Source organism: Rhizobium sp. 01T417 (genome assembly GCF_056398905.1).
This window is the reverse complement of record NZ_JBFTQH010000011.1, coordinates 134,749-160,114: the sequence shown is the minus strand read 5'-3', so window position 1 is coordinate 160,114 and position 25,366 is coordinate 134,749. Positions and strand designations below refer to the sequence as shown.

The 25,366-nt window shown below is 58.9% G+C and carries 22 protein-coding genes and 1 pseudogene; 6 read left to right on the top strand and 17 right to left on the bottom strand.

The window, feature by feature from the left end:
• Positions 1 to 746, bottom strand: a 746-nt coding sequence (gene kduI, locus AC1DPR_RS14040) for a 5-dehydro-4-deoxy-D-glucuronate isomerase (protein WP_477816554.1), incomplete at its 3' end; no start/stop codon positions are given.
• Between the two features lie 232 nt (positions 747 to 978).
• On the opposite strand from kduI, the gene AC1DPR_RS14035 reads away from it, so the two are divergent.
• Positions 979 to 1,746 carry a FadR/GntR family transcriptional regulator gene (locus AC1DPR_RS14035; protein ID WP_192303604.1) on the top strand — a complete coding sequence of 256 codons (768 nt, stop codon included), beginning with the start codon at positions 979 to 981 and terminating at the stop codon, positions 1,744 to 1,746.
• An 80-nt stretch (positions 1,747 to 1,826) separates the two neighbouring features.
• Here the strand turns inward: AC1DPR_RS14035 and eglC are convergent, their stop codons facing one another.
• The 3 genes from eglC to AC1DPR_RS14020 are packed head-to-tail and all read right to left on the bottom strand — an operon-like array spanning position 1,827 to position 6,373.
• Positions 1,827 to 3,263: an endo-1,3-1,4-beta-glycanase EglC gene (gene eglC / locus AC1DPR_RS14030; protein ID WP_477816553.1), complete on the bottom strand. Its 1,437-nt coding sequence runs from the start codon at positions 3,261 to 3,263 to the stop codon at positions 1,827 to 1,829.
• A 57-nt stretch (positions 3,264 to 3,320) separates the two neighbouring features.
• Positions 3,321 to 4,625, bottom strand: coding sequence for an HlyD family type I secretion periplasmic adaptor subunit (locus AC1DPR_RS14025; protein ID WP_477816552.1), 1,305 nt, complete (start codon positions 4,623 to 4,625; stop codon positions 3,321 to 3,323).
• On the bottom strand, positions 4,622 to 6,373 hold the full coding sequence (locus AC1DPR_RS14020; protein WP_477816551.1) for a type I secretion system permease/ATPase: 1,752 nt from the start codon (positions 6,371 to 6,373) through the stop codon (positions 4,622 to 4,624). Before AC1DPR_RS14020 ends, AC1DPR_RS14025 begins: the two co-directional genes overlap by 4 nt.
• Before the next feature lie 852 nt (positions 6,374 to 7,225).
• Here AC1DPR_RS14020 and AC1DPR_RS14015 point away from each other — a divergent pair.
• Complete coding sequence (locus AC1DPR_RS14015) at positions 7,226 to 7,813, top strand: L,D-transpeptidase (RefSeq protein WP_477816550.1); 588 nt, start codon at positions 7,226 to 7,228, stop codon at positions 7,811 to 7,813.
• Positions 7,814 to 7,963: 150 nt separating this feature from the next.
• Positions 7,964 to 8,809: an inositol monophosphatase family protein gene (locus AC1DPR_RS14010; protein WP_477816560.1), complete on the top strand. Its 846-nt coding sequence runs from the start codon at positions 7,964 to 7,966 to the stop codon at positions 8,807 to 8,809.
• Here AC1DPR_RS14010 and AC1DPR_RS14005 read toward each other — a convergent pair.
• From AC1DPR_RS14005 to AC1DPR_RS13985, 5 genes are read right to left on the bottom strand one after another with little or no spacing between them, the layout of a single operon-like run.
• Positions 8,800 to 9,651: a glycerophosphodiester phosphodiesterase gene (locus tag AC1DPR_RS14005; RefSeq protein WP_477816549.1), complete on the bottom strand. Its 852-nt coding sequence runs from the start codon at positions 9,649 to 9,651 to the stop codon at positions 8,800 to 8,802. The two genes, AC1DPR_RS14010 and AC1DPR_RS14005, sit on opposite strands and share 10 nt — an antisense overlap.
• Positions 9,644 to 10,723 (bottom strand): ABC transporter ATP-binding protein, encoded by a 1,080-nt coding sequence (locus tag AC1DPR_RS14000; protein WP_477816548.1) that lies wholly within the window; start codon positions 10,721 to 10,723, stop codon positions 9,644 to 9,646. The genes AC1DPR_RS14005 and AC1DPR_RS14000 overlap by 8 nt, the downstream gene beginning before the upstream one ends.
• A 37-nt stretch (positions 10,724 to 10,760) precedes the next feature.
• Positions 10,761 to 11,585, bottom strand: a complete 825-nt coding sequence (locus tag AC1DPR_RS13995; RefSeq protein WP_477816547.1) for an ABC transporter permease — start codon at positions 11,583 to 11,585, stop codon at positions 10,761 to 10,763.
• Positions 11,585 to 12,463: an ABC transporter permease gene (locus AC1DPR_RS13990; protein WP_477816546.1), complete on the bottom strand. Its 879-nt coding sequence runs from the start codon at positions 12,461 to 12,463 to the stop codon at positions 11,585 to 11,587. The genes AC1DPR_RS13995 and AC1DPR_RS13990 overlap by 1 nt, the downstream gene beginning before the upstream one ends.
• 11 nt (positions 12,464 to 12,474) lie before the next feature.
• Complete coding sequence (locus tag AC1DPR_RS13985; protein WP_477816545.1) at positions 12,475 to 13,620, bottom strand: extracellular solute-binding protein; 1,146 nt, start codon at positions 13,618 to 13,620, stop codon at positions 12,475 to 12,477.
• 1,282 nt (positions 13,621 to 14,902) lie between these two features.
• On the opposite strand from AC1DPR_RS13985, the pseudogene AC1DPR_RS13980 reads away from it, so the two are divergent.
• Positions 14,903 to 15,059: pseudogene (locus AC1DPR_RS13980) on the top strand (entericidin).
• Between the two features lie 1,270 nt (positions 15,060 to 16,329).
• Here AC1DPR_RS13980 and AC1DPR_RS13975 read toward each other — a convergent pair.
• The gene (locus AC1DPR_RS13975; RefSeq protein ID WP_477816544.1) at positions 16,330 to 16,752 is read right to left on the bottom strand and encodes a transcription termination/antitermination NusG family protein; all 423 of its coding nucleotides are present in this window, start codon (positions 16,750 to 16,752) and stop codon (positions 16,330 to 16,332) included.
• Between the two features lie 164 nt (positions 16,753 to 16,916).
• Between AC1DPR_RS13975 and AC1DPR_RS13970 the strand changes: the two genes are divergently transcribed.
• Positions 16,917 to 17,135 carry a DUF982 domain-containing protein gene (locus tag AC1DPR_RS13970; RefSeq protein WP_018858081.1) on the top strand — a complete coding sequence of 73 codons (219 nt, stop codon included), beginning with the start codon at positions 16,917 to 16,919 and terminating at the stop codon, positions 17,133 to 17,135.
• Between the two features lie 1,393 nt (positions 17,136 to 18,528).
• Here the strand turns inward: AC1DPR_RS13970 and AC1DPR_RS13965 are convergent.
• From AC1DPR_RS13965 to AC1DPR_RS13950, 4 genes are all read right to left on the bottom strand, one after another.
• Positions 18,529 to 18,858 carry a hypothetical protein gene (locus AC1DPR_RS13965; protein WP_112647719.1) on the bottom strand — a complete coding sequence of 110 codons (330 nt, stop codon included), beginning with the start codon at positions 18,856 to 18,858 and terminating at the stop codon, positions 18,529 to 18,531.
• Between the two features lie 391 nt (positions 18,859 to 19,249).
• Positions 19,250 to 19,447 carry a hypothetical protein gene (locus tag AC1DPR_RS13960; RefSeq protein ID WP_192303624.1) on the bottom strand — a complete coding sequence of 66 codons (198 nt, stop codon included), beginning with the start codon at positions 19,445 to 19,447 and terminating at the stop codon, positions 19,250 to 19,252.
• Positions 19,448 to 19,497: 50 nt separating this feature from the next.
• On the bottom strand, positions 19,498 to 19,764 hold the full coding sequence (locus AC1DPR_RS13955; RefSeq protein ID WP_477816543.1) for a DUF1488 family protein: 267 nt from the start codon (positions 19,762 to 19,764) through the stop codon (positions 19,498 to 19,500).
• Between the two features lie 110 nt (positions 19,765 to 19,874).
• The gene (locus tag AC1DPR_RS13950) at positions 19,875 to 20,021 is read right to left on the bottom strand and encodes a hypothetical protein (RefSeq protein WP_018858075.1); all 147 of its coding nucleotides are present in this window, start codon (positions 20,019 to 20,021) and stop codon (positions 19,875 to 19,877) included.
• A 1,553-nt stretch (positions 20,022 to 21,574) separates the two neighbouring features.
• Here AC1DPR_RS13950 and AC1DPR_RS13945 point away from each other — a divergent pair.
• Positions 21,575 to 21,856, top strand: a complete 282-nt coding sequence (locus tag AC1DPR_RS13945) for a GlsB/YeaQ/YmgE family stress response membrane protein (protein ID WP_018858072.1) — start codon at positions 21,575 to 21,577, stop codon at positions 21,854 to 21,856.
• A 693-nt stretch (positions 21,857 to 22,549) separates the two neighbouring features.
• Here the strand turns inward: AC1DPR_RS13945 and AC1DPR_RS13940 are convergent.
• From AC1DPR_RS13940 to AC1DPR_RS13930, 3 genes are all read right to left on the bottom strand, one after another.
• Positions 22,550 to 23,464 carry a TIM barrel protein gene (locus AC1DPR_RS13940; protein WP_477816542.1) on the bottom strand — a complete coding sequence of 305 codons (915 nt, stop codon included), beginning with the start codon at positions 23,462 to 23,464 and terminating at the stop codon, positions 22,550 to 22,552.
• 86 nt (positions 23,465 to 23,550) lie between these two features.
• The gene (locus tag AC1DPR_RS13935; RefSeq protein ID WP_477816559.1) at positions 23,551 to 24,390 is read right to left on the bottom strand and encodes an ABC transporter permease; all 840 of its coding nucleotides are present in this window, start codon (positions 24,388 to 24,390) and stop codon (positions 23,551 to 23,553) included.
• 49 nt (positions 24,391 to 24,439) lie between these two features.
• Positions 24,440 to 25,366 (bottom strand): ABC transporter permease subunit, encoded by a 927-nt coding sequence (locus AC1DPR_RS13930; protein ID WP_112824927.1) that lies wholly within the window; start codon positions 25,364 to 25,366, stop codon positions 24,440 to 24,442.

Below are 25,366 nucleotides of genomic sequence, written 5' to 3'. Positions count from 1 at the left end.
CCGGAATGGATGGACCAACCCGGCGACAGGATCGCCTCCTCGTTCTTGACGAGGAGGTGGCGCGTTTCGTTCGGCTCTCCCATCAGATGCACGACGCGGGCCTTTTCCGGCAGATCGAAATAGAGATAGGCCTCCATCCGCCGGTCGTGGACGTGGCAGGGCATGGTGTTCCACACAGAGCCTTCGGCAAGCGTCGTCATGCCGACGACGAGTTGGCAGGTCCTGACACCGTCCGGATGGATGAACTGGAAGATCGAGCGCTCGTTGCTGGTTGCCTGAGAGCCGAGATCGACGCGCTTGGCATCTGAAATGCCGATATGCTTTGCAGGGTGACGGACATGCGCGGGGGCGCTGAGCAGGTAGAATTTTGCCGGTTGTTCGGCCGATACGGACCGGAATGTCACCGAAGCCCCCATGCCGGCATAGACCATGTCGCGGGTACCGGCCTGAAACTCTTCGCCATCGACGACGACGATGCCGGCACCACCAATGTTGACAGCGATCAGCTCGCGCCGGGCCAGAAGCGTGTCGGTCCCGGCAGGCTTGATCGTTTCCAGTGAAAGCGGCGCAGAAGTCGGCATGGCACCACCGACGATCATCCGGTCGTAATTGGTGTAGTGAAGCTGGATGCGGCCGGCCAGAAACAGCGGTGGCAGCAAGAAGTTTTCGCGAAGCTCGGCGGTCCCAAATCCCGCTGCGGCCCGAGGATCAATCGCATAGCGATTGGTGTAGTCAGTGTGAGTCACGTTGCCTCCCATGTCCTTCCAAGTCATCATACATATTGATCATACTTGAGCAACCGCAATCGCTTCATTCGGATCACCTATCGATAGCCTTGATATGTCAAAGCTCTGAATTGTAAGGAATTATCATCGAACGCATCGGAGTCTGAGATTTTGTATGACAACATCCACAATTGTTGTCTTAATGGGGCACTGGCGGTATGCTCGGACATCATTTGCAGAGGCGAAAACACCCTTGAACGCAATTCCTCCCCCGGTCGATGGTGGCCCATCACGACGACAGAAGCTCTCTGAACGGATCGCCAACTCCCTCCGACAGGACTTCCTTTCAGGCCAGATCTCCGTCGGACAGAAGTTGCCGACGGAGGCCCAACTCGCTGAATCCTTCGACGTCAGCAGGACCGTCATTCGCGAGGCGATCGCGGCTCTCTCGGCCGATGGGTTGCTGGAAACGCGACAAGGGGCAGGCATCTTCGTGATTGGTCACCAGTCGTCCGCTCCGATCATAAGACAGGACCGATCAAGCAACATATCGCACGCCCTGAACGTGCTTGAAGTTCGCATCGCGCTTGAAGCTGAAGGTGCGGCGCTGGCCGCCACCCGCAGAAACGCCTCGCAGGAGGCGCAGATTCAGGAGAGCTTTTTCGAGTTCGATCGGCTCCTGCAGCTTGGCAAGCCCACCGGCCAGGCCGACTTTGCATTCCACCGATCGATCGCCGAGGCAACCAACAACCCTTTCTATGTTGAAGTCCTCGACGCCCTCGGGGCGCGAACCATCCCTTGTGACGTCACCTCTCCTTACGCCACCGAAGAGGTTCTCTCGGCAAGCTACCAGGCCGGATTGCAGCGGGAACATCTTGCCATCCTCAATGCAATTTCTGCAGGCGACGCTACCGGTGCGCGCGACGCCATGCGCGCTCATCTGTCTGCAAGCCAGGAGCGATATCGCGAACGCCTGAGGGATCGGCGCACGCGATATCAAAGCATCGTCGAAGCAAGCTAACGGATAACGATGCTCAAGGGGCCCGGGATGACTGGCGCCATCATGACCCTCCGACCTCATCCCGCTTGGCTTTCACCTCGTCAGATGTGCCAATCGTTGCTCGCAGTGGCTTCCGTCGCAGCGTGCAATGGGCTGTCCGCGAGGGTGTAGGCCCTGATATAGTCGATGTGCATTTCCGATCCGTTCGCCAGACCGTTGGACGGCGCTCCAGCCGTACCGCCGACAGCGAGGTTGACTAGCATGTACATGGGATCGTGCATGTCTTCGGGTGTATCCGTCTGCGCGACTGCAACGTCATCGAAGTACCAGGTGATGTGATCCTCGTCCCAGAGAACGCCGTAGTTGTGGAAGCCTTCAGTACTTGCCACCTTGACCGGAAAGGACGTCATCGTATGTGCGCCACCATGGTCGCTATGGACTGTGGCATTGACAACGTTCGGCTCCTGACCGCGCATCTCGACGACGTCGAGTTCTGGTGGCCAGGAGCCGTCCTCCGGGAGGAGCCAGAAGGCTGGCCAGACGCCCTGTTCCGTCGGCATATCGGCACGAATTTCGAAATAGCCATAGGTCTGGGCAAAGGATGAATGGGTGTTCAGGAGACCAGATGTGTAGTCGTAGCCGTCAATCTGCGCCTGCATCGCCTGCGAAGCGGGTTCTGCAGAAATCGTCAATACGCCGTTGCTCACAGAGAATGGATTTGCCGCTGCAGTCGGTGCGTAGGACGGGTTGATATACCACTGCAGCTCACCGTTCCCGGTCAACGGGCTGCCGCGGTCCGGCGCCCACCAGAACTTGGCATCCCACGTGCCCTGATCGCCACTGCGCAAGGACAGGCTGTTGAATTCGTCATCGAAGCTCAGCGCCAGCTTCGAGCGGTCGAGCGTCAGTTGAAATTGGCTCGCCTGCAGATCCGACACCTCGGTATTGGCAAAGACGAGGCTCTCACCGCCACCGAGATCCAGCCGCAGGTTGGCGCCCTCCTGCGTCGTATGAGCCAGCACCTGCTCGAACGACGAAAGCCCGTAGCTGTTCAGGCGCACCGTATCGTCGCTGCTGAAATCGACGATCAGATCACTCCCGTGGCCCTTGGTGACGAGGAATGTATCGGCTCCGCCTCCGCCGATCAGCACGTCGTTGCCTGCACCTCCGTCGATCGTCTGGGTTCCAGAGGCTCCGGAGATGATGTTGTCCTGGGCGTTGCCGAAAGCATAGCGCCCGGCGCCTGTTACGGTCAGGTTCTCGAAATTCTCGGGAAGCGTATAGCTCATCCAGGTGTTGATGGTGTCGGTTCCTCCGCCAGGTTCCTCCGCAGCACGGTTGATGGCGGAATAGAGATAGTAGATGTCATCGCCGGTTCCGCCGTGCATGGTCACGTTGACGGAACTGTCACCCCATATGGAGTCGTTGCCGGATGTGCCATTCAGCACAGGGCCGGAACCGGTTGCGGAGAACCATGCGGTCGAGGCGCCACTGTAGAACAGCGGTTGGCCGACAGCATTTTGTATTGATTTTGCCATTATCAACTCCTTCGGGTTTTTGTGCTTCTCATGGTCTCCCTCCTCCGATGGCTGTCGTCATTCCTCCCGAAATGCACGGACCAACTGGTCCGTAAACGGCTTTGCGAGATAACCGAGCGCCGTGCGCTCGCCTGTCTCGATGAAGGCTTCGACGGGCATTCCGGCAACCGGTGCCAGCTTGCCAAGCCTCTGCCATTCGCTCTCGGGCACCGCGACCCGGAGCGTGTAGTAGGATTGGCCGGAATGCGTGTCCGTTGTCAGGTCAGCGGAGACAGATGCAACGCGTCCCTTCAATTCCGGTGTTGTCCTGTAGCTGAACGCGGAGAACCGCAGGCTGACCTCCTTGCCGACTGCGACCTGGTCGACGTCCTGTGGCGACAATTTCAGCTCGGGCGTGAGCATGTCGTGATCGGGCACGATCTGCATGACGGCCTCACCTGGCGTGACCACGGCACCCTTCGCATGGACAGCAAGTTGATGGACGATGCCGTCTTGCGGCGCCCTTATGTCGACGTGTCGTAACTCGTCTTCTATCGCAACGCGCCGCTCGGCGTATTCGCCACTGTCGCCCTCCGCCTGCCTCAGCTGTTCGGAGACCTCGCTTCTGTGATCGTCACCCACCTGGATAATCTGCAGCTCCGTTTCGGCGATCTTTCCTTTGATCTCCGCGGTCGAGGCAACGAGGCTGCCGAATTCTCCCGTCAAATCGGCCGCATCACGTTGCAGGGTGTAGACGCGGGTTGCGGGAATAACTCCCTGCCGAAGCAGCGGCTCCAGGCTTGCAAGCTCCTTGCCAATGATGCCGATGGCGCGACGCTTGCCCTCCTGCTGGGCCGACAGTCCTTCGGCCTGCTGGTCGAGCTGGCGGACGCGCTCGCGCAGTTGCGCCGTCCTTCCGCTGAGCGATGCGCGACGGTCATCAAACAGCCGCTGTTCGGAGCTCATGAGGGCGGGAGCCTGAGTGGCATCGGCATCCCTGACGACCGCTGGAAAAAGAATGGCGTTCCCGCCGTCACGCTCTGCAGAAAGCCTGGCTGATCGCGCTGCAAGCTCTCGCAGCCGCCGCGATACGATCGCAAGATTCGCTTTCGTCTGGGTGTCGTCGAGATGAACGAGTATCTGGCCAGCCGTGACGCGATCGCCGTTGCGGACGAAGACCTGTCCCACAGTGCCGCCCTTCTGGTGCTGCACCGGCTTCACATAGCTGTCGACGACCAGCGTCCCCTGGGCAATCACCGCGCCGTTTATACGGATCGCCGAGGCAAGCCCGCCAAGAACCCCGACGAGCAGGGCAGCTGTCGCAAGGGCAAGCAACGTAAGTCGGCGGATCGCTCGTTCCGTCGATGTCACAGCCCCGGTCATGACGACAACTCCCCGCCGGCGCGAAGCAGTCGGACGAAGGAACCGGTCGCAGCGACTGACTTTGGTCCTGTCTTGAGAACTTCGTTCTTAGGGCCGAACGCTTTGCCCCGGCCGCCCTCGAGAACCAGCACCTTGTCGACCGCGGAAAGCGCGCTCGCCCGGTGAGCGATGATCAACACCACCCCTTGCCGCGACCGAACGGCCTCGATTGCCTGCGAGAGTGCCAGCTCGCCCTGAACATCGAGATTGGAATTCGGCTCGTCGAGCACAACGAGGAACGGATCCGCGTAGAGGGCCCTTGCCAACCCGATGCGTTGCCGCTGGCCCGCCGACAGGGTTCTGCCCTGCTCGCCGATCCGCGTATCGAAGCCATCGGCAAAGCTCACGATCATATCGTAGACACCCGCGGCCCTGGCAGCCGCGATGATCAACTCCGAAGAGGCCTCCGGATCGAACCGGGCAATGTTGTCGGCGATGGTTCCGTCGAACAGCGACACGTCCTGCGGCAGGTAACCGATGCTGCGGCCGAGTGCTTCCGCAGTCCATTGTGAAAGCGACGCTCCGTCCAGCCTGATATCCCCGGCAAGGGCCGGCCATAGGCCGACGATGCCCCGCGCCAGCGAAGACTTGCCCGAGGCGCTCGGACCGACGATGCCAACTGCCTCGCCGGCTTGGACCTCGAAGGACAGCCCGCGAATGATCGGCATCTTCGAGCCCGGAGCCGCCAGATGAAGGTTCTCCACGGCCAGTGATTGCCGCGGCGCCGGCAGCGCGACGTCATGAAGCCGCCCGTCGGAGAGCTGCACCTCGCGGTCGAGGCGCGACCATGCCTGGCGGGCAGCCGCAAATCCTCGCCAGTGCGCGATGGCAAGCTCGATCGGGGCGAGCGCGCGGCTCACGAGAATGGAGCTCGCAATCATGATGCCGCCAGTTGCTTCCTGTCGAATGACGAGTATAGCGCCCACGGCCAGCACGGCGGACTGCAGCAACATGCGCGCGGAGCGCGACAGGGTTGAAAGCGAGTTGACGAAAGTAGCCGTGCGCAAGTGACTGTCGAGGTGGCGCCGGTTGACTTCGGCCCAGCGCGCCGAGAGCGTCCCACCAAAGCCCATTGCGACGACCGCTTCCGAATTGCGCCTCGCGGTTTCGGCGAAAGCCATTCGCTCAGAAAGGATGGTGGCCGTCTCCCTCGTCGGACCGCGTGACTTCAGCTCCGCAAGCAGCGCCAGCCCCGTCAAGAGAAGCGCGCCAGCCACGGCCGTGAGGCCAATCCAGTGATGAAACAGGAAGCAGAGGGCGAGGTAGAAGGGCATCCAGGGCAGGTCGAACAACGCTCCCGGGCCAGGGCCGGACAGAAATCCACGCACTGTATCGATATCGCGGATCGTCTGCAGACCGTCTCCCGGCGCCGGCTTGCGCGATGCCGACAGCGCGACTGAGAGGAAGGCCCGCCCTGAGAACCGCTCATCCACCGCCCGTCCGATCTGCCCGAGAAGCAGGGATCGCGTCAGATCCAGAAGCCATTGGAACGCAAAGAGGGACACAACGATGATGACCAGACCGGCGAGGGTCGGCAGGCTGCGGCTGGGAATGACGCGGTCATAGACCTGGAGCATGAAGAACGAGCCACTGAGCGCCAGGATATTGACGAGGCAACTGGTTACACCAAGCCCCAGAGCGCCAACACGCAACGACGAGAAAAGCCCAAAGAAGGGTCGCGGCTGCGAGAGGGATCCGGTTTCAGACAAATGGACTCCTTGTGGTCGTAGCGCAGACACACCATCGCCGAGGCTTCGGTGGTCGAGAAATCGAGATCGCTTGCCTAGACTGAGGCAAAAGAGACCGAATGACGACCGCAAACAGCGGCGTCTCTTCATTCCGCGCTAAATCGCCAAATCAGGCGTTAAGCGCGAAGTCGTGTTCCAGTCACGTCGTCGAATGACTGTCTTCTTTCGAACCGCGACAGCGCGATTGCTGAGCGATTCGGCAGTACTTGTGAGAGCATTTTATGACTTATATAAGATCCCGGTTGCAATTTGTGTCCGGATTTGCGTTTCCAGCCGCGTGCTCGAAGCCTCCGCAAGTCTCACCGGTACGATCCACGTTCAAATGATCTGCGCTGTGCATCTAATTGGTGGTAGCAAGTGTGGGCACCAATCGATTGGACAAATCCAGCGACACTGGAGCGGCCGAACTCTGTCATAACCAATCCGGATCAGGTTTTTTGGGGGGGAACAATTCGCTTGTGCGCAATCCCGGTCAGATCTGGGGCGGTGATCAAACCGAAGCCAGTTTGAAAAAAGCAGAAAATACTTAGTCTGACTTAGGAAAAACAAAGAGCCGCGAACCAAAAAAGCGAGGACTCCAGCGGCAGAGGGTCATAATGCGGAATTAGGTTTCTAGTTCTTCCTTCCGTGGCCATCGATCAGCAGGCTGCTGTGAGCTCTCAGTGGGGCAACGTCGGCTGGGAATAAGGCTGGGACATGATAAGAAGCCTAAATTCCGCATCGACGTCGCGTGTAGCGTCGGAACATCGGCCGCCACAATGGCGCCACAGAATTTCGCGGTTATCTTGCATCAAAACAAGCGGATAGCGGACAATGAAGTTCCTGGTTCTATTTGCAACAGTGCTTTTGTTTGCGGCCTTTCAGGCCGAGGCGCAGATTTACGGACCTTATGACGACTACGGTGACTATGGCGACTACGGCTACTATGATCCGTATGGTCCATATGGACCGCCGCCCGACTATGGCGAGCCGGTGCCGCAGCGCCAACCCCGAACGGAAAGGGGCGGGACAATCGTCATCGCCACACGCGAGCACACGCTTGTCTATACGACGCCTCAAGGTGAACAGCTCGCCTATCCGATTGCGGTCGGGCGCCAGGGAAAACGATGGTACGGCACGACCCATGTCACGTCGAAGCGCAAATATCCCGAGTGGCGACCGACGGCCAGCATGCGCCAGAAGAATCCGAGACTGCCAATGGTCGTGCGCCCCGGCCCTTCCAATCCGCTGGGTACACGGGCCATTTATCTTGCGGACGGCCTGCTGCGCATCCATGGCACCAATGATCCGTCCTCGATCGGCACGAATGCGTCAAGCGGTTGCTTTCGCATGTACCGCGAGGACGTCGAGGAGCTCTACGAGATGGTCCGTCCGGGAACACGCGTGATCGTCCGGCGGTGATATAATAATCGCTCAGTTCGGGTGTCGGCCACACAAAACCTATTCAAGGGTCCACGTCTGGCGTTTGGACGCGCCTTGGCACCGCCGCCAACGCTGGCGTCGACGTCCCGTCATCAAAGCTTCATGCGGCTCTGCCATCACCTCATGACGATGTCGAATCCAAATCTCGCCGAAATCCGTCCCGTGTCATCCCGCATCTCACCGACTGCCTCGCCGCGCCTTGCGGCATTGGCGGAAGCCGTTCTCCTTGGAGGCGCTAAAGCGCGAACATCGCTGCGTCGCCGCCTTGATGGCGAATTGGTCGCAAAAGCGCCGAGGGACTATCAGACCGAGATCGACGTTGCCGTCGAGCGCATCATCGTCGATGAGTTGAACCGATCCTTTCCCGCCTACGCGATCAAAGGCGAAGAAGCAGCCGGCAACCGGAACGCAAAGGACGGCGTGCCTGTCATCTATATCGATCCCATCGACGGGACGACAAATTTCGCCTGGGGCATTCCGCATTTCGGCATGACAATCTCGATCGTAGAGGACGGCGAACTTGTCGCCGGCGTCGTTTACGACGCGATGCTGGATGAGCTTTTCAGCACGGAGCTCGGCGGCGGAGCCTATTTGAATGGCGAGCGGATCCGGTGTGTGAGCTCGAAGGGAGTTGAAGACGTGCTCGTAGGGGCCGGCCTGCCGATTCCCGGACAACTGAAGGCCGTGCCGGAAGACGTGTATTTCAACGCGGTCAAGCGGTTGATGGCCACAACCGCGGGCGTGCGGCGGCTGGGTTCGGCGGCCTTGTCGATCGCCTATGTCGCCTGTGGTCGCCTGGACGGCTTTTTTGAGGATGGCTTGTCACTGCACGACTACGGCGCCTCCGCCCTTTTGGTGCGCGAGGCAGGCGGCAAAATCTCGGCGTTTGATGGTGGACCCCTCACCGCGAACGGAGACATCGTTGCCGGCAATCCTGTCCTCCATCCCTGGCTTGTCAAAGGCTTTCAGGCCTGATCTTCGATCAGAAGCCGTTCCAGCCCGACCGGATCATCCGTCGTGATCTGGTCAGCCTTCAGTTCCAGGAGCCGTTTGACGCCGGGCAAAGCGGAAGGGACGGCGGAGTTGATCGTATAGGCGTCGACGAGCCGCCCTGCCCCCTGAAATGCGCCGATCACGTCGTAGCCAGCCTGATCCGCAAATAGCACCAGGCGGCGATCGAGATAGATCATTTGCGCGCGCGGCACGGCTCGTAGCGCACCGGCAACAAAACCCACGAAATCGCGTGTTTCCATCAGCCGCTCGATGGCGCCGTCGTGGCAGGGGTCGTAGCCGATTGCCATGTCAGGCACTGCATGCGAGAGCCGCTCGACGGCAAGCGAGTCACCGCCTGAAAGAATAACTGAGTCGGCAACAGGCGAAATAGCCGCCGCGAATGCGGCGATGTCGGCGTCGCGAATGACGTCGGAATTTTCTTTCAGGTCAAGCTGCAAGCCCGCCCTCGGATCCCGGCCGACCTGAGCCAACAGGTGCCCGAGATCCGCAAGCATCATGACCTTGTGTTCGCTCGGCGCCCCGAAAGGATCGCGAAGATGCAAGCCACGCAGGTAAGCCTCGGATGCGGATCGAACCATCCCGGTGCCGGTTGTCGCGGCATCAAGCGTCTCGTCGTGCAGCACCGCAAAACCATCACCGGCAAAGCGCATCAGATCGACCTCGACGCTGGCGCCGAGTTCCATGCCCTCCACGATGCGCGCGCCGGAAAAGGAGATGTCGCCGGCAAATCGATGTCCCCGGTGCCACTTCAGCCAGGTACGATGCCCTGCTCTGTCGATCGCAATTCCACGGCCCTCAAGCATGACCAAACACCCGATTGTTCTCCTGTGTCGGGACCGCGACGGACTCGTGAACGAGCCGGTTGTCTCGGAACGCCCTGAAGGCGGCCGCCACCGGTTCCACCGACGTGCCCATGGTCCAGTCACTGTTGCTTGATGTCATCGCTTTCATTCTTGTTCCGTCGCTGAGATCGACGTCGACGATCTTATGGGTGCCAAAATCGATGCTGCGGTGAACGATGCCGGTACCCATCTCCTTCGCGGCAACAAGCGACAATGCTTCCGGTCGAATCGCAAGTATGATTTCTCCGTCCGCAACGGGAACAGGAAGCGAAAAGGCTGCATGTTGGCTGATGCCATTCCTGACCGTGGTGCGAATGAAGTTCATCGAACCGATGAACCCAGCGACAAACTCGGTCTCTGGCTCGCGGTAGATGCGATCGGGCGGCGCAATTTGCTCGGTGCAGCCATCGCGCAACACGACGATCCGGTCGGCGAGCGCCAACGCTTCGTCCTGTCCGTGCGTGACGAAGAGCGTCGTGATGCCAAGCCGCTGCTGGATGTCGCGCACCTCCTCACGCAACCGCTCACGCAAGTGCTGGTCGAGGCTGGCGAAGGGCTCGTCGAGCAGGAGGATCTTGGGTTCGAGCACCAGCGAGCGGGCCAGCGCCACACGCTGCTGCTGGCCACCGGAAAGCTGCGTGGTAATGCGCCTGCCGTAGTCGGCAAGACCAACGAGCGCCAGCGCCTTTTCGACGCGCTCTTTTATCTCGGCTCTGGGAAGGCGGCGAAGCTTGAGGCCGAATGCAATATTGTTGAAGACGTCCATATGCGTCCACAGGGCATGGCTTTGGAACACCATGCCTGTCGGACGTTTTTCCGGCGGCAGTGACGTAACATCCTTTGCATCTATCAGAATGCCTCCCGCGGTCGGTCTTTCGAAGCCGCCGATCATGCGCAGCAATGTCGACTTGCCCGATCCGGAAGGACCAAGCAAACAGACAAGTTCACCATCCTCGACATCGAGGAAGACATCGCGGACCGCATAGGTGGCGCCGAAGCTCTTGGATATCCCTTTTATGGTCAAGCGTGCCATCTGAAGCCCTTCCCGGTGCCATCCGCCGCAATGAACATCATGCTCCCAGCCCCCTTGCGAAGGCACCTGTGCCGACCACTCTTCGGGCAAACATCAGTGCGACGAAAGAGGGAACCCACAGCATCACCGATAGGACGGCGCCATACTGGACGACGATCTGGTTGTTGATGAAGGTGACCATGAGGACCGGCATCGTGCGGATCTGCGGCGCGCCGATCAGCCACGCCCCTTCGGTTTCGTAGAACGTCCCGACAAAGGTCAGCAGGAGGGCCGCAGCGATCGTTGGCGCCGCCTGCGGCAGGGTAATCGACCAGAAGACACGCAAAGGGGTTGCCCCGGCATCGCGCGCGGCCTCTTCCATTCGCCGATCGACGTTCTTGAAGGCCGCCACGGGAATCCAGATCATCAGCATCAGCGTTCCGACCAGTTGAATGAGGACCACGCCCCAGAACGTGCTGATCAATCCGATCTGAAGAAAGATCCCGGCGATCGCCACCAGAAGCCCGAATTTCGGGAAGGCATGCGACGCCAGGAACGACAGAAAGAGAACGTCCCTGCCCGGGAATTTCATGCGTGCGAAGGCATAGGCGGCCGGGAGACAGATTACCGCTGAAAGGATGGTCACCGTCGTCGCCAGACGAAGGCTCAGAAAAAGGGCGTCCCACACATCCGTTCGCGACAATGTCAGCGACCAGTAGCGCAGTCCGAACTGCTGGGGGATCACAGCCGGGTAGCGCCAGACCTCGCTGAAAGCCCAGGTTCCGACGACAACAAGCGGCAAAGCGATGAACAGCGTCAGCAGCAATGCCAGCAAGGCGCCGATCCAATCCATCTCCGCCATGACAAGCCTTCCGTGCCGCATCACACGCCTCCCCTGTTTCGGGCGATCGAACGCACGTAAAGCACTCCGAAGACAAGGCAGAAGCCGAAGGCGATGACAGCCTGCGTCAGAGCGTTGACGGGGTCGTTCATGTCCGAGAACGTCCGCTGCATGAAGGGCCCCATCATCTCCGGCGATGCCGGCCCGAGAAGATAAGGCAGCGTGAAGGACGAGAAGATGCCGAGGATTGCGAAAGACGTGGTGACGAGCAGGGAATTGCCCATCCGCGGCATGATGATCGACAGGAAGACGCGCAGCGGCGAAGCGCCGACGTCCCGTGCGGCTTCAATGGAGCTCTTCGGAATATTTCCCAGTCCGGCCGTCAGCATGAGGACCGTGAGCGGCAGGTTATCCCAGACGAGACCGATCACCGGCCCCCACGGCGTCAGGTAGGGCGACGGCAGCTTCGGCAACCCAACGGCATTCAGCAACACGTCGACGGCGCCATTGGGACCAATCGTGCGGATCAGTGCATAGGACAGAATGATCGAGGGCACGAACATCGGAAAGATGGCAAGCCCTTGCACATAGGCCGAGAGCGGCCCACGGGAAAACCGGAGATAGAGCGCGATCGGCAGGCTGATTGCCAGAAGCAGCACTCCGCAAACCAGCGTCGTCCAAAGCGTGATCCAAAGGTTGGCACGACTGTAGGGGTCGCTGAAAAAGAACCGGTAGGAGGCGAAGGATATCCCCGATGCGCCACCCGGCTGCGCGACGAAGATCGTGCTCGCGACCGCCGACAGGATCGGGTAGATGATCAGCCAAGCCAGGAGAAGCACAGGCAGGGCTACCAAACCAAGCCCCACCCAACCTTGGCTTCTCACCGGCGCGGACCATCGCGCCAGCAGCGGAAGTGACATTGACCTGCGCATCAGGTGCGGCTGATACCCGGTGCGACGTTGCGATACCAACCGTCGTTGATGGTGGTTTCCCAATCACCGCCCGGGAAGGTGGGGATGGTCGCCGGGATGACATCGGCATACTTCTGGCGTAGCTCGTCCGAGATGTGCTCCCAGGATACGCCCGGGAAACCGCCGATCTCGGTGATGATCGCTTCCTGCATTTCCTGGGTCAGCAGGAAGGCGGCGAGCTTCATTGCTGCGTCCGTGTTGGCACCGTTCGAGAACACGGTCATGCGGGAGAAGCCGCCGCACAATGCGAGATCGCCCAGCTGAACGAGACCGGTCGTCTCCGGCAGAACACCTTGCGAGATCGCCTGTAGCACCTGGTCGGACCAGACAGGCGTCATCGTCACGACGCCCTGCGCCAGAAGCTGGATCGACTGCGTGTTGCCGGCCGTATAGGCGCCCTTCTCGTAGAGGGACGGCGCCAGATCGTTGAGAAGTGCCCAGGCCGGCGTTACGGCTTGGTTGGCGTAATCGGCCGTGAAGTTGTCGATCGTGAACTTCTTCGGGTCACGACCGTTGGCTTCATGGATGGCGCGGCGGACGAAGTTTCCGCCGGAGCCACCCTTGTCGGGACGATTGTAGATGAACTGGCCCGGATTGGCCTTGATCCAGGCCGTCAGCTGTTCCCAGCTCCTGGGTGCATCCTTCGGGTCGAGCTTGGTCTTGTCATATGCAAGCAAGACCTGCGAACCGCGATAGGGAAGCGAATACTTGCTGTCGAATGCGAGCGGATTGACGTGGTCGAAGCCTTCGACGTTCTGCGCCGAGAACTCCACCCAGAGACCAGCTTCAGCGCCTGTCGGCGGAAGACGTGGATCGAAGGTTTCGAAGATATCGGCCTGCGGGTCTGTCTTCGTCTTGAGCGCTGCCAGACCGCGGTCTGCAATCGCGCGCAAACCGGTATTGTCACCGGCATCGGTAATCTTCACGGCCAAATCCGGATGAGCCTTTTCGAAGGCGGGGCGGACGATGTTGTTCCAGAAGTCGATGATATTCGCGTCCGATCCGCTATAGAGATCGATCGTCTTTGTCGCGGCCCGTGCCAGGCGTGGCAGCATGAGCATGCCGGCGGCGGCGGTTGTGGTGACAAGGAAGTCGCGTCTGTTCATAGCCCTCTCCATTGGCTCGCGTGTAGAAGGCCGTGCTACGCCCGGCGCGTCACAGACTCATGACAGTAGGGCCGATATGGGAGAAATATTGCACAGCTGCGCAATCCATCTCGTCCCCTTTGGAGAGGGCAGTCACAGCGCGAACAGTGGATGGGGGATGCCAGAACGGCGTCATCAGATCGCTTCTGAGCCTCGCGCTCCTTCAAGTTGTCATTACTGACGCGTTGGCCCACATCCTCCCCGAGACTCGCCAGTATCCCGAGAACGTGCATTTTTCCACTGGCTAATATTATGGGTTGCTTGTAAAATCCCGGTGTCTGCCTCCCATGGAGCGACAGGGAGGTTCTGCGGTCGGCTGGACCCCTTCCCGGAACCTCCCCCTCCGCACACTCCAGGGTTCGTCAACGGCGTATGCAAGGGCTCCGTCTCGTCCTGGGGCAGATACGACGACCACCGTTTGGTTGCCCGGCTGGCTGACCGAGACGATCTGATCAACGTTGATATAGAGCGGGGTTCCGACAAAGTCCGGGCAGGGCCGGAGGGAAGTGGCAGAAGCCGTTTTCCGATGGATCGAGCAGTACTATGACCTCGGTCTCTCAAACGCGGGAAGGCTCGTCTACTATGCTCTGCAAGTGGCGTTTCCCGCTGCAGCGACATTGATTGGTCTGGAGATCAGGCGTTAGTTTCTGCGCGTCCGGCCACAGCAATAAGACGTGGCGTTCCGGCAACTCCTGTAGCGAGCCGAACGGTACAGCCACAATCGACCCTTCACCCGCCGCCCTCGGCTATCTATGCTATTTCAGCCGGTTAGCGGCCTTGTCACAAGCATCACGGTCAGATCCATGCATTTTGATGATGCGCTGTGCATCGGACGTGGCGATGCCGTGCTTCTCTGCAAAGGTTGCAACGTGGTATGGTTCACGCCCCGAGAACCCCGGATCGCCTTTGCCGCGTCGCGGTCTTTGGTTTGACACTACGGTCTCCTTATTGCGTGGCGTAGAACAGGCGACTGTATTTCGCCTCTGCATACCTTACTTCTTCTTCAAGCCGCCTTGGCTATCCTTGACCTGAGAACCTAGCGTGGGCGGGGCGCTTTTGGGGGCACCCTTGTCCTTTTTGGGCTTCCTAACTTCCTTGTTGCTTCGTACCTGACCCTTGGCCATTTGCGCAGTCTCCTCGTGAAAACAGACCTAGCTATCATTGGCCGGTGAATAGCAAGAGATATCGGGAGTTCCGTTGAATTCGCCTTTTGCTGCGTCGAAAGGACCAACGTGAGAAAGCGATGATGAAGCAGACCATCGCGATCTGCATTGCCTTCCTAATTTAGCCTGGCCGGCTGCGCTAGCACCGCGTGTGGCTTGAAGCAGGATGGGGTCCAAACAAGCCATGCGCTCGACGATGCAACACACCGGGTGCTGTCGGCTGGTGCCAAGAGGTAGTCGCCATCATTCTCACCGCCGGTCTGTCGGCATGCCAGGCGCGGCAGGTGCAAAAACTGCTAGGCGGGTGAGGTTCATTCCCACCCGCACAGCTAACAAAAACCAGGCTTTGATAATGTCGAGTATCTCGCCTGCAGGTAGGGCTTTCGTGCTAAACCCTGCGCGCTGGAGGGCGGATTTGCCGGAAGCATATTTCTGTACTTCGGCAGGCTGCTTTGACTGTGAGAGTTCAAGGGGCGGCCCTTGAATTCTTCGAAGCGGCCCATGTCTTGGACGAGGAACGATGCCACCCCGTAGTGCCGGTCGTTGCAAATCCATCGAAGGTATGTGGAATGGGGTATCTGCGGCCAACGAGGTTTCCGTGTTCGACGCCAGCGGCCTGAGCGAGAAACGGTTCTCCCGTCGTGGGGTCGACCTAAGCGACGAAATCGGGGAACTACACCGCGGTTCTCGCGGACAACGGCGCAACGCGGATGAAGAAAATCGTCAATGGTGTCGAGCATGAAATGACCCCGGAGGAAGAGGCGGAATTCAGCGCCTCGGGGCCTGTCATGGAGCGGAAAGCAGAAAGCGTTTCCGCTGGGCAGTTCAAGCTACAGTTTCTAGCCGCCGCCTCCTGGAGGAAGTCGACGCGTGGAGCGCTTCGCAGTCCAAGGCAATTCAGATCGCCTATGCGTATTCAGGATCGTTCGTCCGGACTGAGCCGATGATGGCAGCGGGTTTGGCTACCATGGGCTTCACAGAGGAGCAGATCGACGCGTTCTTCACTACAGCTGCGTCGCTTTGAGACATGTGGGGGAGAGGCGCACTGGCCTTGTTTGGGGTTCCGCATGGCAGTGCGCCTCTCTGCTTGCGAGCGACTTTGCAAGCCATGCGAAAAATATCGCTCGGCGATGAAAGTGCGACGCCTCGTTTGCATTAGTGCGGCTAAATAATTTGGGGGAATTAAGAGGTCCGCAGGGGTTCGCGGACCCCCGAGCATTGTTACAGAGGCCGAATTTGGGCCACGCCCATAAGAGCACAACCAACCATCCATCGCACGTACTGCAATAGTGGTATCAGAACCTACCGCTAGTAGAAAACTCTAGCGGGATAGGCGTTGCGGCCGACCGAGGGTCGAGTGCGGCGTTCCGGATCTTGCGGCTAGCTCTTGATGCAGCCGTCTTGCCATCCATCATCTCCCGATCAACTTCCTCCTGTCGCATGCGTGAAGCCTTTTCCAGCAGGTACTCCTGGTCGTCCTCCCAGACCATGTATCGGAGGCGATCAATCACTCCTTGCGGAAGCTGAACGGCTCTGGGGCTTCGCCGTAGGTCCGGCTGCACTTCAGAAGTTTCCCGACACCCTCGACGGACTCGACCGGGCCGAACCGCTGTGTCGGCAGGTTGACGAATACATAGCCGGTGAAGATCGGGAAGGGGCGCTCGATAAACTTCCTGTTCCGATGATGCTTCACGACGATCCGGTAGGTCGGCATGAAGGATTCGAAGCCGGCATTGGCAAGATTGCGCTCGATAAGGCTCAGGCTAGGCGCCCTCTCCTCAATGACAGGTGCGGATGGCGAGCGCCGGGATCCTGGCGCGGCCTTGATCGCAAACCACAGGTCGGCCTCTGGCTTCCACTGGCCGGACTTGCCTTCGTCACGGCGCGCCGCTCGGAACCTCAGTTCCTCGGCACGCGTCTCCTTCGCCAACTGTCTTCCTTGTACGGGTTGAAGGCTCGATTGAGGGTCTGCATGTTCGAATCTTGATATCCTTCAGCTTGTCGACGATTGAACTAAGGTGGCCGCTACCCATCTATCGGGAGGCGGAGCGGATGCCCGATACCGCGATACCCCCTCATGATTGGAGAGCGGCCATGTTGGTACACCGATGGGAAAAGCCCCTTGTGCTGGGAGACAGCCGCATTCGCATTGTCGTCGGCTCCGCAGAGGAGGCATTGACATGGCTCATCCATGAGCCGAACCAGGACACTGCCAAATGGCAACGAGCATGGAAAGCGTGCCGGGCCGTCGTAGAGGGCCGGATGAACGCTGAAGACGCCAAGTCCGCGGTTAGGCTCGCTGCTGTGCACTGAGTCATTCGCGCTCCTGCTTCTGGTCAAATCCGAATATCCTTCAGCTGGTCCATGATGGACTTCCGGCCGAGACGAGCCGCGGACCGCGCCTTGTCCCGCTGAGCCTTGCTTGGGGTCAGGCTCATTGTAATTTCCTTGATCAAAGCGATAACGAAGCCTGCGAACTGTCGCGGACACCAATTCGGTCGACACCTCGTCCGCAACATCCAATTGCTTTAATTCAATTATTTTGATTTTTATCGCCAGTGTCATAACCGCTCATTGAGCTTCTCGTAGCTAGCGCAAACATTCCTCTCCACCATCAGTTCTCTCAATTGCAGCACCCACACACACTGCAAGGACCAACGCATCGCCTAATGCTGGTCCGGAGCATACCCGGCGCCCGCCCCCAGCGCGCCGAGCTTTTGCCATGAATGTATCCGGCGCGCTTTAACCGCGACAAAACAACCCGGCCATTGATCGTGACGAGCACGAACCCCACCTGCGAGGCGCAATCGATGTCAACTCTCGTGATCCCAAATGCCTATCTTTGAAAATACTGCACGGATAAACTGTGCAGACACCTCTGGACGCCGCCTCGTTATTATCGAACAACGAAAATTTCCGTCATCTCCGCCGAACGGGAAGCCTCAAGCGCCCATCATCGACTACATGACTGAGGACGGCCAAGTCGCTAATAAGATCGACGACGACAACTTTCTCCTGCTCCTAACAGACGAAGTCTTCCATCGGACGTAGGCCAGCATGGGAACTTTCCTCCATGCCGCTAGTTCATAGGATGCAGCGCTAGAAGTACGCTGTGGTCGGATTCGCCCGCCGGCGGATCCGCTCTCAAGGCCCGACGTCGACGCCTGTCCCGTCGGGCTTTTTCTATTCTTATGCTAATTAAGCAAAGCTGTATTAAGCAACCAAAACGTGACATTCAGAACGCGTTAACTTTGAGGGGAATTTCGCAATGGCCGTAGAACGTAAGCATGAGACCGTTCGACATGCGCTGCCATGGGCGCCCGATTGGCGAACTACTATTCAAGTGAAATCATAGAAGGTGGCATGTCAGCCGCTCAAGCCAAGCTGGACACCGGAGATTTTGATCCTGCAAACCAATATGTCGAGGTATCGGTGCCGCTAAGGGCGAGGATCCAAATCCCCTTAGACGCCAATCGGAAGCTGATGTGGAGTGATGCAGGCGTGCTATGTTCCTGTCGCTGGTCGCAGCCCGGAGTTTGTGTGTAAGGGGCCCGGCGCCGGCGATAAGAGCTGCAATTGTGATCCTATTGTTGCCGTGGCCGAAACGGCTGAATACTAGAGCCAGAAGGAACATCCCTGGGGCTCTATCTTTTGCGCGCATCGCATAGGAAACCCGCCGGCATTCGCGCCCGACGGGTTTCGATAGCTAGAAATTAAAATACACGCCCACACCGGATCTGCGATGGTAGGGGTAGTAGTCGCGATAGCCGTATCGCGGATACCCGTTATACCGCGGATAGCCGTAGTAGCGTGGACGGTAGCACGAGCCGTAATACCGGCAATCGCGATAGGCGTACCGCCGGTTCTTATAGTGGCCATACGCATATCCATTTCCATGGCCGCGGTGTTTGACCTGCTCGACGTCAGTGGCGTGCGTAGGTACTGCGTTTGGCACAACGATCGGCGCCGCGTCAACCGGAAGGGCGAAAGACCCGGCCAGGACCACGGCGGCGAGTGCGGGCAAGAGCTTCTTCATCATCGGAACATCCTTTCAGGCTGCTAGTCTGGGTCAATGGGCATTAACCTCCGATGAACGGCTGCACGTTGAACTCCGGCTGGTTTCTTGTGCTGGCGCTGGGAACAGATGGTGAGATGAACTTGACGCGGCGAGCGCTCAACGCCATTTCATCTCCGCGCTCGGGCGGGTGCGAACCCCAACCTATCGGCATGCGGCTGCGGGCAACCTCTTCAATGAGAGGCGCTATGCGCATGGCCTATCACCCGTCCGATTTCACCGAGCATGAACTCCGGTACTCTGCACGAGATGCCAACGCAGCGGATCTATGCAGACGGACGCCCCCGCCCACTATGGCAACAAGGCGCTGTCGGATCTTCGCTATGACCTCGCAAGGCTCGCGGCCATTGCCTCAGTCCTTGAGTGTCTTGGCCGCCGTATCGGCCTCTTGCTGAAGGCGCATGGCCTTTAGCTGCGCGGTCTTCTCATTCCTCGCTCTGACGACGGGGTCGATTTTCGGGTCCATACCAGTGCGGGAAAGAAATTGTGTCTGGGTCAACCCGAATTCGGCTTCCGCGCGTTCTCGGGTTTTGCTCATCCGTTCATTCATTACTGGATTCCTACGGTTGGGAAGTTACGAAACCACTGTCCTTCCGGCTGCTATTTAAAGTCCGCCAGCGTAAGAACGATCAGGTTTTTTGGTTTTGACATGTATATGCGCTCCGCCACCCCAAGGATTCTAACTCGAAGCCTGTCAAATGCCGCGAGACAGTCGCGTTCCGACGTCGCCATCTCGCACGGTCCATTTGCCAATACGTCGATATCGACAAAGAAGCGAATTTCGAACATGCCATCGTGGCCGAGGAAGCGAACCCGCCTCGTGGACCCGTCATAGCTTCTGGCTCGGTTGGGAAACACAATTGCCATGGAAGACCTCCCAATCTCCTGGTCGCGAAACAGGCACTGTCGACGAGGTGCCAACAACTACTTCAGACCCGAGGCTGCTGCATGCTGCCCGCATTTTTAAAGCCTTGCGCCTACCAGAAGACACCCTTGAACGTGACATATACAATGAACGCGAGGCTTATTGCTGGTGTCGATTTGACGAGAAAGTCCACGTAGCGAAACCGTAGCGCGGCTCGCACGAGATTGTCCTTGGAGAAGATAATAGAGGCGGAAGACATGCCGTCCTCCTTTGTTGGGGCTGGAACGCTTTCAGCGCCCGCACCCGGCAGCGCCCGTTTTAGAAGCTGCCGATGAGTTGTAGGTGGTGTGCCAACAGAACGATTGCAATGCCTATCTACATTATTAGTCGGCAGAACGAATGGGCACCTTTAATCATGCTGCGCTCCTTCGCAATATCTCTAGCCTTTGATGATGGGCGGGGCGTGAGTCGAATTGACTCGCTATCGTCTTGCTTATGTGAGCAAGTGCTTGTTGCCCGGTCGTAGTTCTGTTCCTGGGATCGACCTCTGAGCTTTTTGGAGTCCGCTCTGCACCCCTTAGCGGACTCCTTCTGCGTATGGTGTCGCCTATTCGGCCTTTTGGACCAGCCACTGGTCTACTCATTCCGTGCCGTCGAGCTGATTGATGGCGAATGCCAGGCCACACTCGCCGCCTCATGCGCTGCAAGCGTGGCCGCGCGACTGACGGTGAGGCATCTCTCGCCGGACTGACTAATGGGCGGAAGGTTCCTAGTCGCGAAGATGCCGGCGCCTAACCCCTCGCGCCGGGCCGCAAAGTCAGCGGTGTTGTCTAGGCTAACTGAACTGCCCCCATTTTCGACCGGACACTCAGCATAAGCAGAAAGGCTCAAGCACAGGCTTGAGGATAGGCTTACGTCTAACGAGTTTCGACAGGTTGATCTGATGATCGGTGACATCAGGCGGCGACGCTGGACAACAGAACGCGAACCAGTCCGATAAAGGCCGTCACGCCGAGAGCGATGAAATGCTTCTGGTTCATCGTTTGAAGATGGGAAGCGTCATGGCATCCGGCCAGTGCGGCTTCCCGTCACGCACGGCCACCCCTAGTGATTGTGAGCCTTGATGTTCCTTCGAGACATTCACCGGCGTGTATTTTGTCGCTGACTAATATTAGTGGTTGGTGTAATGTTGCTGTGTCTGCCTCCCATGAAGAGACAAGGAGGTGCTGTGGTTGGCCTGGCTCGACGCAAGAAACACGATCATGTTACGCGTATCGCTTCTGGTCATTGGTCTGAGCATTGCAGCATCGCTTTCAGCGTGCACGACTCCTCCGAAGCCAGTTGATCGTAACAGTAATGCTATGCTCGCCACGAAACATTCAAATAACAGGAACAAGGACGCTAGGCGTGTTCAAGGCGTAAGCGACTGCAAGTCCAAGCCCAATTATGCAGGGATGCTCCGCACACTTTGCTATTGACGACTCTACCTCTCAGAAAAAACCCCGCTGAAGGAAGCGGGGAGTTTGTTTTGAACCCCGGCAGTCGCGGTTGCGGGGCAATAGAGCATTGAGGCTTCGCTGGGAGAAAGTTACGCGAGGCCCGACCCAAAACGGGTAGGGCTCGGTTTCGTTCCGACGTCTGATGATCCCGTGGATGGGAAACGGGCGATATCCTGACGAGCCCAAGGGTCTCGGAGCGCCGAGTACGACGGCCACACGGCAACGCTGACCACGAATCGCGAGCAACATTTCCTTCGGGTTCTGCTAATAATTCATCCGTGGCGCAGTCTGGATGCAATCGGAGACAGCATTTATGACCGAAGGAGAGATTGGCTGGCTTACTGCGATCATCGTGGGCTTCTTCGCAGGGTGGATGGCGGACCATTTTATGCATACCCATCTGCCCTTTGGATGGGCAGTTATTGGAATGTCGGGGGCATTTATTCTAAACGCCATAGCCGAGAGAGCGGGCTATCATTGGGGCGGCTGGGTGACGTTCCTGCTGCTCGGCTTCTTCGGCGCATGCCTGCTGTTGATCCCGGTTCGCATCTATATCGTCCGCACGCGTGTTCCCCGACCGCCAGACGACTGGTAACTGTGCTATCGCTTGATCTGTCAGGTAGGAGGACACAGCATGATCGCTCGGAGAGACTTCACATTCGAAGAATGGAGCTGCCTCTTGCATCTCTATCGCCACGAAACAGTTGACATCCCGAATGATCGGCTCCGCAGCTTCCAAGAAGCAGGCGTCACAGAGGAAGTGGTAGACGGAATCAGCCTCAGTCCGGCGGGTAAGCAATTGGTCTCGCATGAGCTTCTTCTAGAGCGTCGGAACCGGCTCCAGCGATGACTACTTCCAGACAACAAAAAAACGGCCTCCCCGGCTAAGGAGAGGCGGCTGGTCAGAAGTAGTCAGTTCCACTTCGCAATAATGAAAAGCGCAAGATAAACAACGGCCATAATAACACAGGGCAGTTTCGGTCTGAGCATCTGCCCCTTTGGAAGCATCAGCTGAATATCCGCGGGATGTTCACGACTACCTTAAGAACAAAAAGCCCGCCACCGGTTAAGGCAGCGGGGCTGTGGCGAATGCTCGGGCGCTCCTTAGCGCTGATCCGATCTCAAGGATTGGGTCGCCAAGTAAATGATGTAGGCGTAAGGCGTTGGTCGCCCCTGCTCCCAACCTTGATGGGTGGAAACCGGAACACGCAGAAGCCGAGCACCTGCGTCTGTGAAATGCGATGCTTACTGCGCCAGTCAATGTAGGTAGTCTCTAATGACACGGCCGTTATTCCGCAGCTGCGGCAGTCCGGCTGCTATTCAACGCAATGAGACCCTTTGCGCGCTCAAGCGACGCGCTCTGCTCGTTGCGATAGCGGGCGCCGATTTCCATCATCAGAACGGTGCCGGGCAGGAACTCAAGCTCGCTGAAGATGTCCTCCCAATCAATGTCACCCCAGCCAAGCGGCATGTGCAGGTCGCCGATGCCGAGCGCGGTCGATTCCTGAAGATGATAGGGCTTGTAGAAGGCCTGCGGCCGACCGAAGGAATCATGGACGTGCAGGTGGCCGGCAACGGGCGCCATGGCGCGGATCTGTTCGCGGAAGTTCAGGCCGCGATAGGTCGCCTCTATATAGGCATGGCTGAAGTCGATCAGCGCCACCATGTTCGGATGGCCGACCGCCTTGACCGTCTCGGCAACCTCGGCCGGCGTCTGCCGGTACTGGCCCGGTTCCGTGGTGAAGATGTTTTCCAAGGCGATGCGCACGTCGTAGCGTTTGGCATGTTCAGCCAGCTCGAACAGAGCCTCGCGTTCGCGCTGATCAGCCGTGGCGCGCTCGAACAGCTGGTCGGCGCGCAAGTGGCCGCCATGCTGTACGATCACCCTTGCACCGATCCGATCGCAGACCTCGACAAGCGCCTTGGCGGCATCGATCTGATAGCGTGCGGTTGCCGGATCCATGAAGTTGGACGATACGAGCCCATGGACCGTGTAGCGGAATGGAAACTGGGCGGTCAGTGCGGCCAGGCGTTCTGCGCGATCCTTGACGACGCGGCCACCGGCGATCAGGTCGATGGTCGTCAGGCCGAGTTCGACGGTCTCCACACCGAGGCCAGCAAGGCGGCGCAGATCGGCTTCGAGGCTGTCGAGTTCTCCGTCGGTGGAGCCGGAATTGAAGCCGGTCGAGATGATATTGCTCATGGGCATGTCCTTTGTTGAGGGTGCGTGAACTTCGGCGGTGTCGAATGGAGAGGTCTGGCTTGCGACACGTGAGCCCTTAGTCCGCCTCAGCTGACGGTCGGGTCCAGCTTGTCGCGAAGCCAGTCGCCGGCAAGCGAGATCGAAAGCGTCGTCAGCATGATGACCGTGGCTGGTGCCAACATGATCCAGGGGGCACGCGTCAGGTATTCCCGTCCGAAGCCGACCATGTTGCCAAGACTGGTCTCAGGCGGCTGGACCCCCAGCCCGAGGAACGACAGGCCGCTTTCCATCAGGATGATCTCCGGAAAGGTCAGCGTCATCGAGACGATGAGGGTCGAAGCGACATTGGGCAGGATGTGGCGGAAATAGACCCGCGTCGGGGTCGCGCCGAGCTGCACAACTGCCGCCGCATAGCCCTGCGCGCCAGCGGCAATGGCCAGGCCGCGAGCAATGCGGGCATAACGCTCCCAGCCATAGAAGCCCATGAGGCAAACCAAGAGCACCATGGATGAGCCGAAAAAGGCGAGCACGGCAAGCGACATAATCAGGAAAGGCAAGGCCGCCTGGAAATCCGCCAGCACGAGCACGACGTGCTCGACTGCGCCGCGAAAACGGGCAGCGGCGAAGCCGAGAAGCGTGCCAAAGACTGCTGATAGAAGCGTCGCGCCAAAGGCGATGATCAACGAGAGGCGGATCGACTGGATCAGGCGCGAGAGAACGTCGCGACCAAGCTCGTCTGTGCCAAGCCAATGTTTGGTGGAACCGGGTGCGGAAAGCCGGCTGGTGAGGTCCATGGCGGTAATATTGTAGGGCCGCATGTGGTCGGCGAAGGCAGCAACCACCACCATTGTGAGAAGCCACAGAATACCAAGGAAAACGAGCGGCGGTACGGTTTGCAGCAGCCGCGACGTCCTGCCATTTGCCATTCGGACGGTCCGCGCCTCACCAAGTTCGACATTAGCCATGCTTCTTTCCTCAATGTCCTGTGTGAGAGCGCAACCGCGGATCGAGCCAGCCATAGAGCAGATCGACAACAAGATTGGAGACGACCATCGTGGCTGCGATGATCAGGAGAATGCATTGAACGACCGCAAGATCTCGATTGCTGACAGACACGACTAGCAAACGACCGATGCCCGGCCAGGAGAAGATCGACTCCACGACAACGGCACCCGCGATCAGCGATCCGACCATGAAGCCGACGATGGTAACGATCGGGACGGCGGCATTGGGCAGCGCGTGGCTCCAGACGACGTCGCTCCACTTCAACCCCTTGGCGGACGCCGTCCGGATATAGGGTTGCCCCATCACCTCGATCATCGCGCTGCGCGAAAAGCGGGCAAGGATGCCGATCCCCCCAATGCTCATCGTGATCGTCGGCAGGATGCCGTGCATCCACGTGTCCTGACCGCCGGATGGCAGAAGCCCGAGCATGACGGAGAAAATCAGAACCAGCACGAGCCCCATCACGAAGGAGGGAATTGTGAAGCCAAGGATCGCCAGAAGGATGACCCCACGATCGGCAAAACTCTGCCGATGCAGCGCGGCGTAGACGCCCGCTGGAATGCCGATCACAAGTTTCAGGATCAACGCCGGCACCGTCAGTTGCAGGGTGGCCGGAACGCGCTCCATGACGAGACGCAGCGCTGACGCCTTATCGCGCATCGACACGCCAAAATCGCCGGTGAATATCGATTTGAGATAAGCGATATACTGGATCCAGAGCGGCTGATCGAGGCCCCACGCCTTTCTGAAGGCGTCGACGGAATCCTGCGGCACATCGGGTCCCAGCATGACCTGCGCCGGATCGCCCGACATGCGCAAAACGACGAAGGCAAACGTCACGACAGCGAGGATCGTGATCAGCGCCCGGAACAACCGCACGAGAACGAAGCGGATCAT

Bases quoted from the DNA above. Each gene is read 5' to 3' on its own strand.
- eglC (WP_477816553.1), bottom strand. From the start codon at position 3,263: ATGGCAAAATCAATACAAAATGCTGTCGGCCAACCGCTGTTCTACAGT.
- AC1DPR_RS14025 (WP_477816552.1), bottom strand. From the start codon at position 4,625: ATGACCGGGGCTGTGACATCGACGGAACGAGCGATCCGCCGACTTACG.
- AC1DPR_RS14015 (WP_477816550.1), top strand. From the start codon at position 7,226: ATGAAGTTCCTGGTTCTATTTGCAACAGTGCTTTTGTTTGCGGCCTTT.
- AC1DPR_RS14010 (WP_477816560.1), top strand. From the start codon at position 7,964: ATGTCGAATCCAAATCTCGCCGAAATCCGTCCCGTGTCATCCCGCATC.
- AC1DPR_RS14005 (WP_477816549.1), bottom strand. From the start codon at position 9,651: ATGCTTGAGGGCCGTGGAATTGCGATCGACAGAGCAGGGCATCGTACC.
- AC1DPR_RS14000 (WP_477816548.1), bottom strand. From the start codon at position 10,723: ATGGCACGCTTGACCATAAAAGGGATATCCAAGAGCTTCGGCGCCACC.
- AC1DPR_RS13995 (WP_477816547.1), bottom strand. From the start codon at position 11,585: ATGCGGCACGGAAGGCTTGTCATGGCGGAGATGGATTGGATCGGCGCC.
- AC1DPR_RS13990 (WP_477816546.1), bottom strand. From the start codon at position 12,463: ATGTCACTTCCGCTGCTGGCGCGATGGTCCGCGCCGGTGAGAAGCCAA.
- AC1DPR_RS13985 (WP_477816545.1), bottom strand. From the start codon at position 13,620: ATGAACAGACGCGACTTCCTTGTCACCACAACCGCCGCCGCCGGCATG.
- AC1DPR_RS13970 (WP_018858081.1), top strand. From the start codon at position 16,917: ATGTTGGTACACCGATGGGAAAAGCCCCTTGTGCTGGGAGACAGCCGC.
- AC1DPR_RS13965 (WP_112647719.1), bottom strand. From the start codon at position 18,858: ATGAAGAAGCTCTTGCCCGCACTCGCCGCCGTGGTCCTGGCCGGGTCT.
- AC1DPR_RS13960 (WP_192303624.1), bottom strand. From the start codon at position 19,447: ATGAATGAACGGATGAGCAAAACCCGAGAACGCGCGGAAGCCGAATTC.
- AC1DPR_RS13955 (WP_477816543.1), bottom strand. From the start codon at position 19,764: ATGGCAATTGTGTTTCCCAACCGAGCCAGAAGCTATGACGGGTCCACG.
- AC1DPR_RS13950 (WP_018858075.1), bottom strand. From the start codon at position 20,021: ATGTCTTCCGCCTCTATTATCTTCTCCAAGGACAATCTCGTGCGAGCC.
- AC1DPR_RS13945 (WP_018858072.1), top strand. From the start codon at position 21,575: ATGACCGAAGGAGAGATTGGCTGGCTTACTGCGATCATCGTGGGCTTC.
- AC1DPR_RS13940 (WP_477816542.1), bottom strand. From the start codon at position 23,464: ATGAGCAATATCATCTCGACCGGCTTCAATTCCGGCTCCACCGACGGA.
- AC1DPR_RS13935 (WP_477816559.1), bottom strand. From the start codon at position 24,390: ATGGCAAATGGCAGGACGTCGCGGCTGCTGCAAACCGTACCGCCGCTC.
- AC1DPR_RS13930 (WP_112824927.1), bottom strand. From the start codon at position 25,366: ATGATCCGCTTCGTTCTCGTGCGGTTGTTCCGGGCGCTGATCACGATC.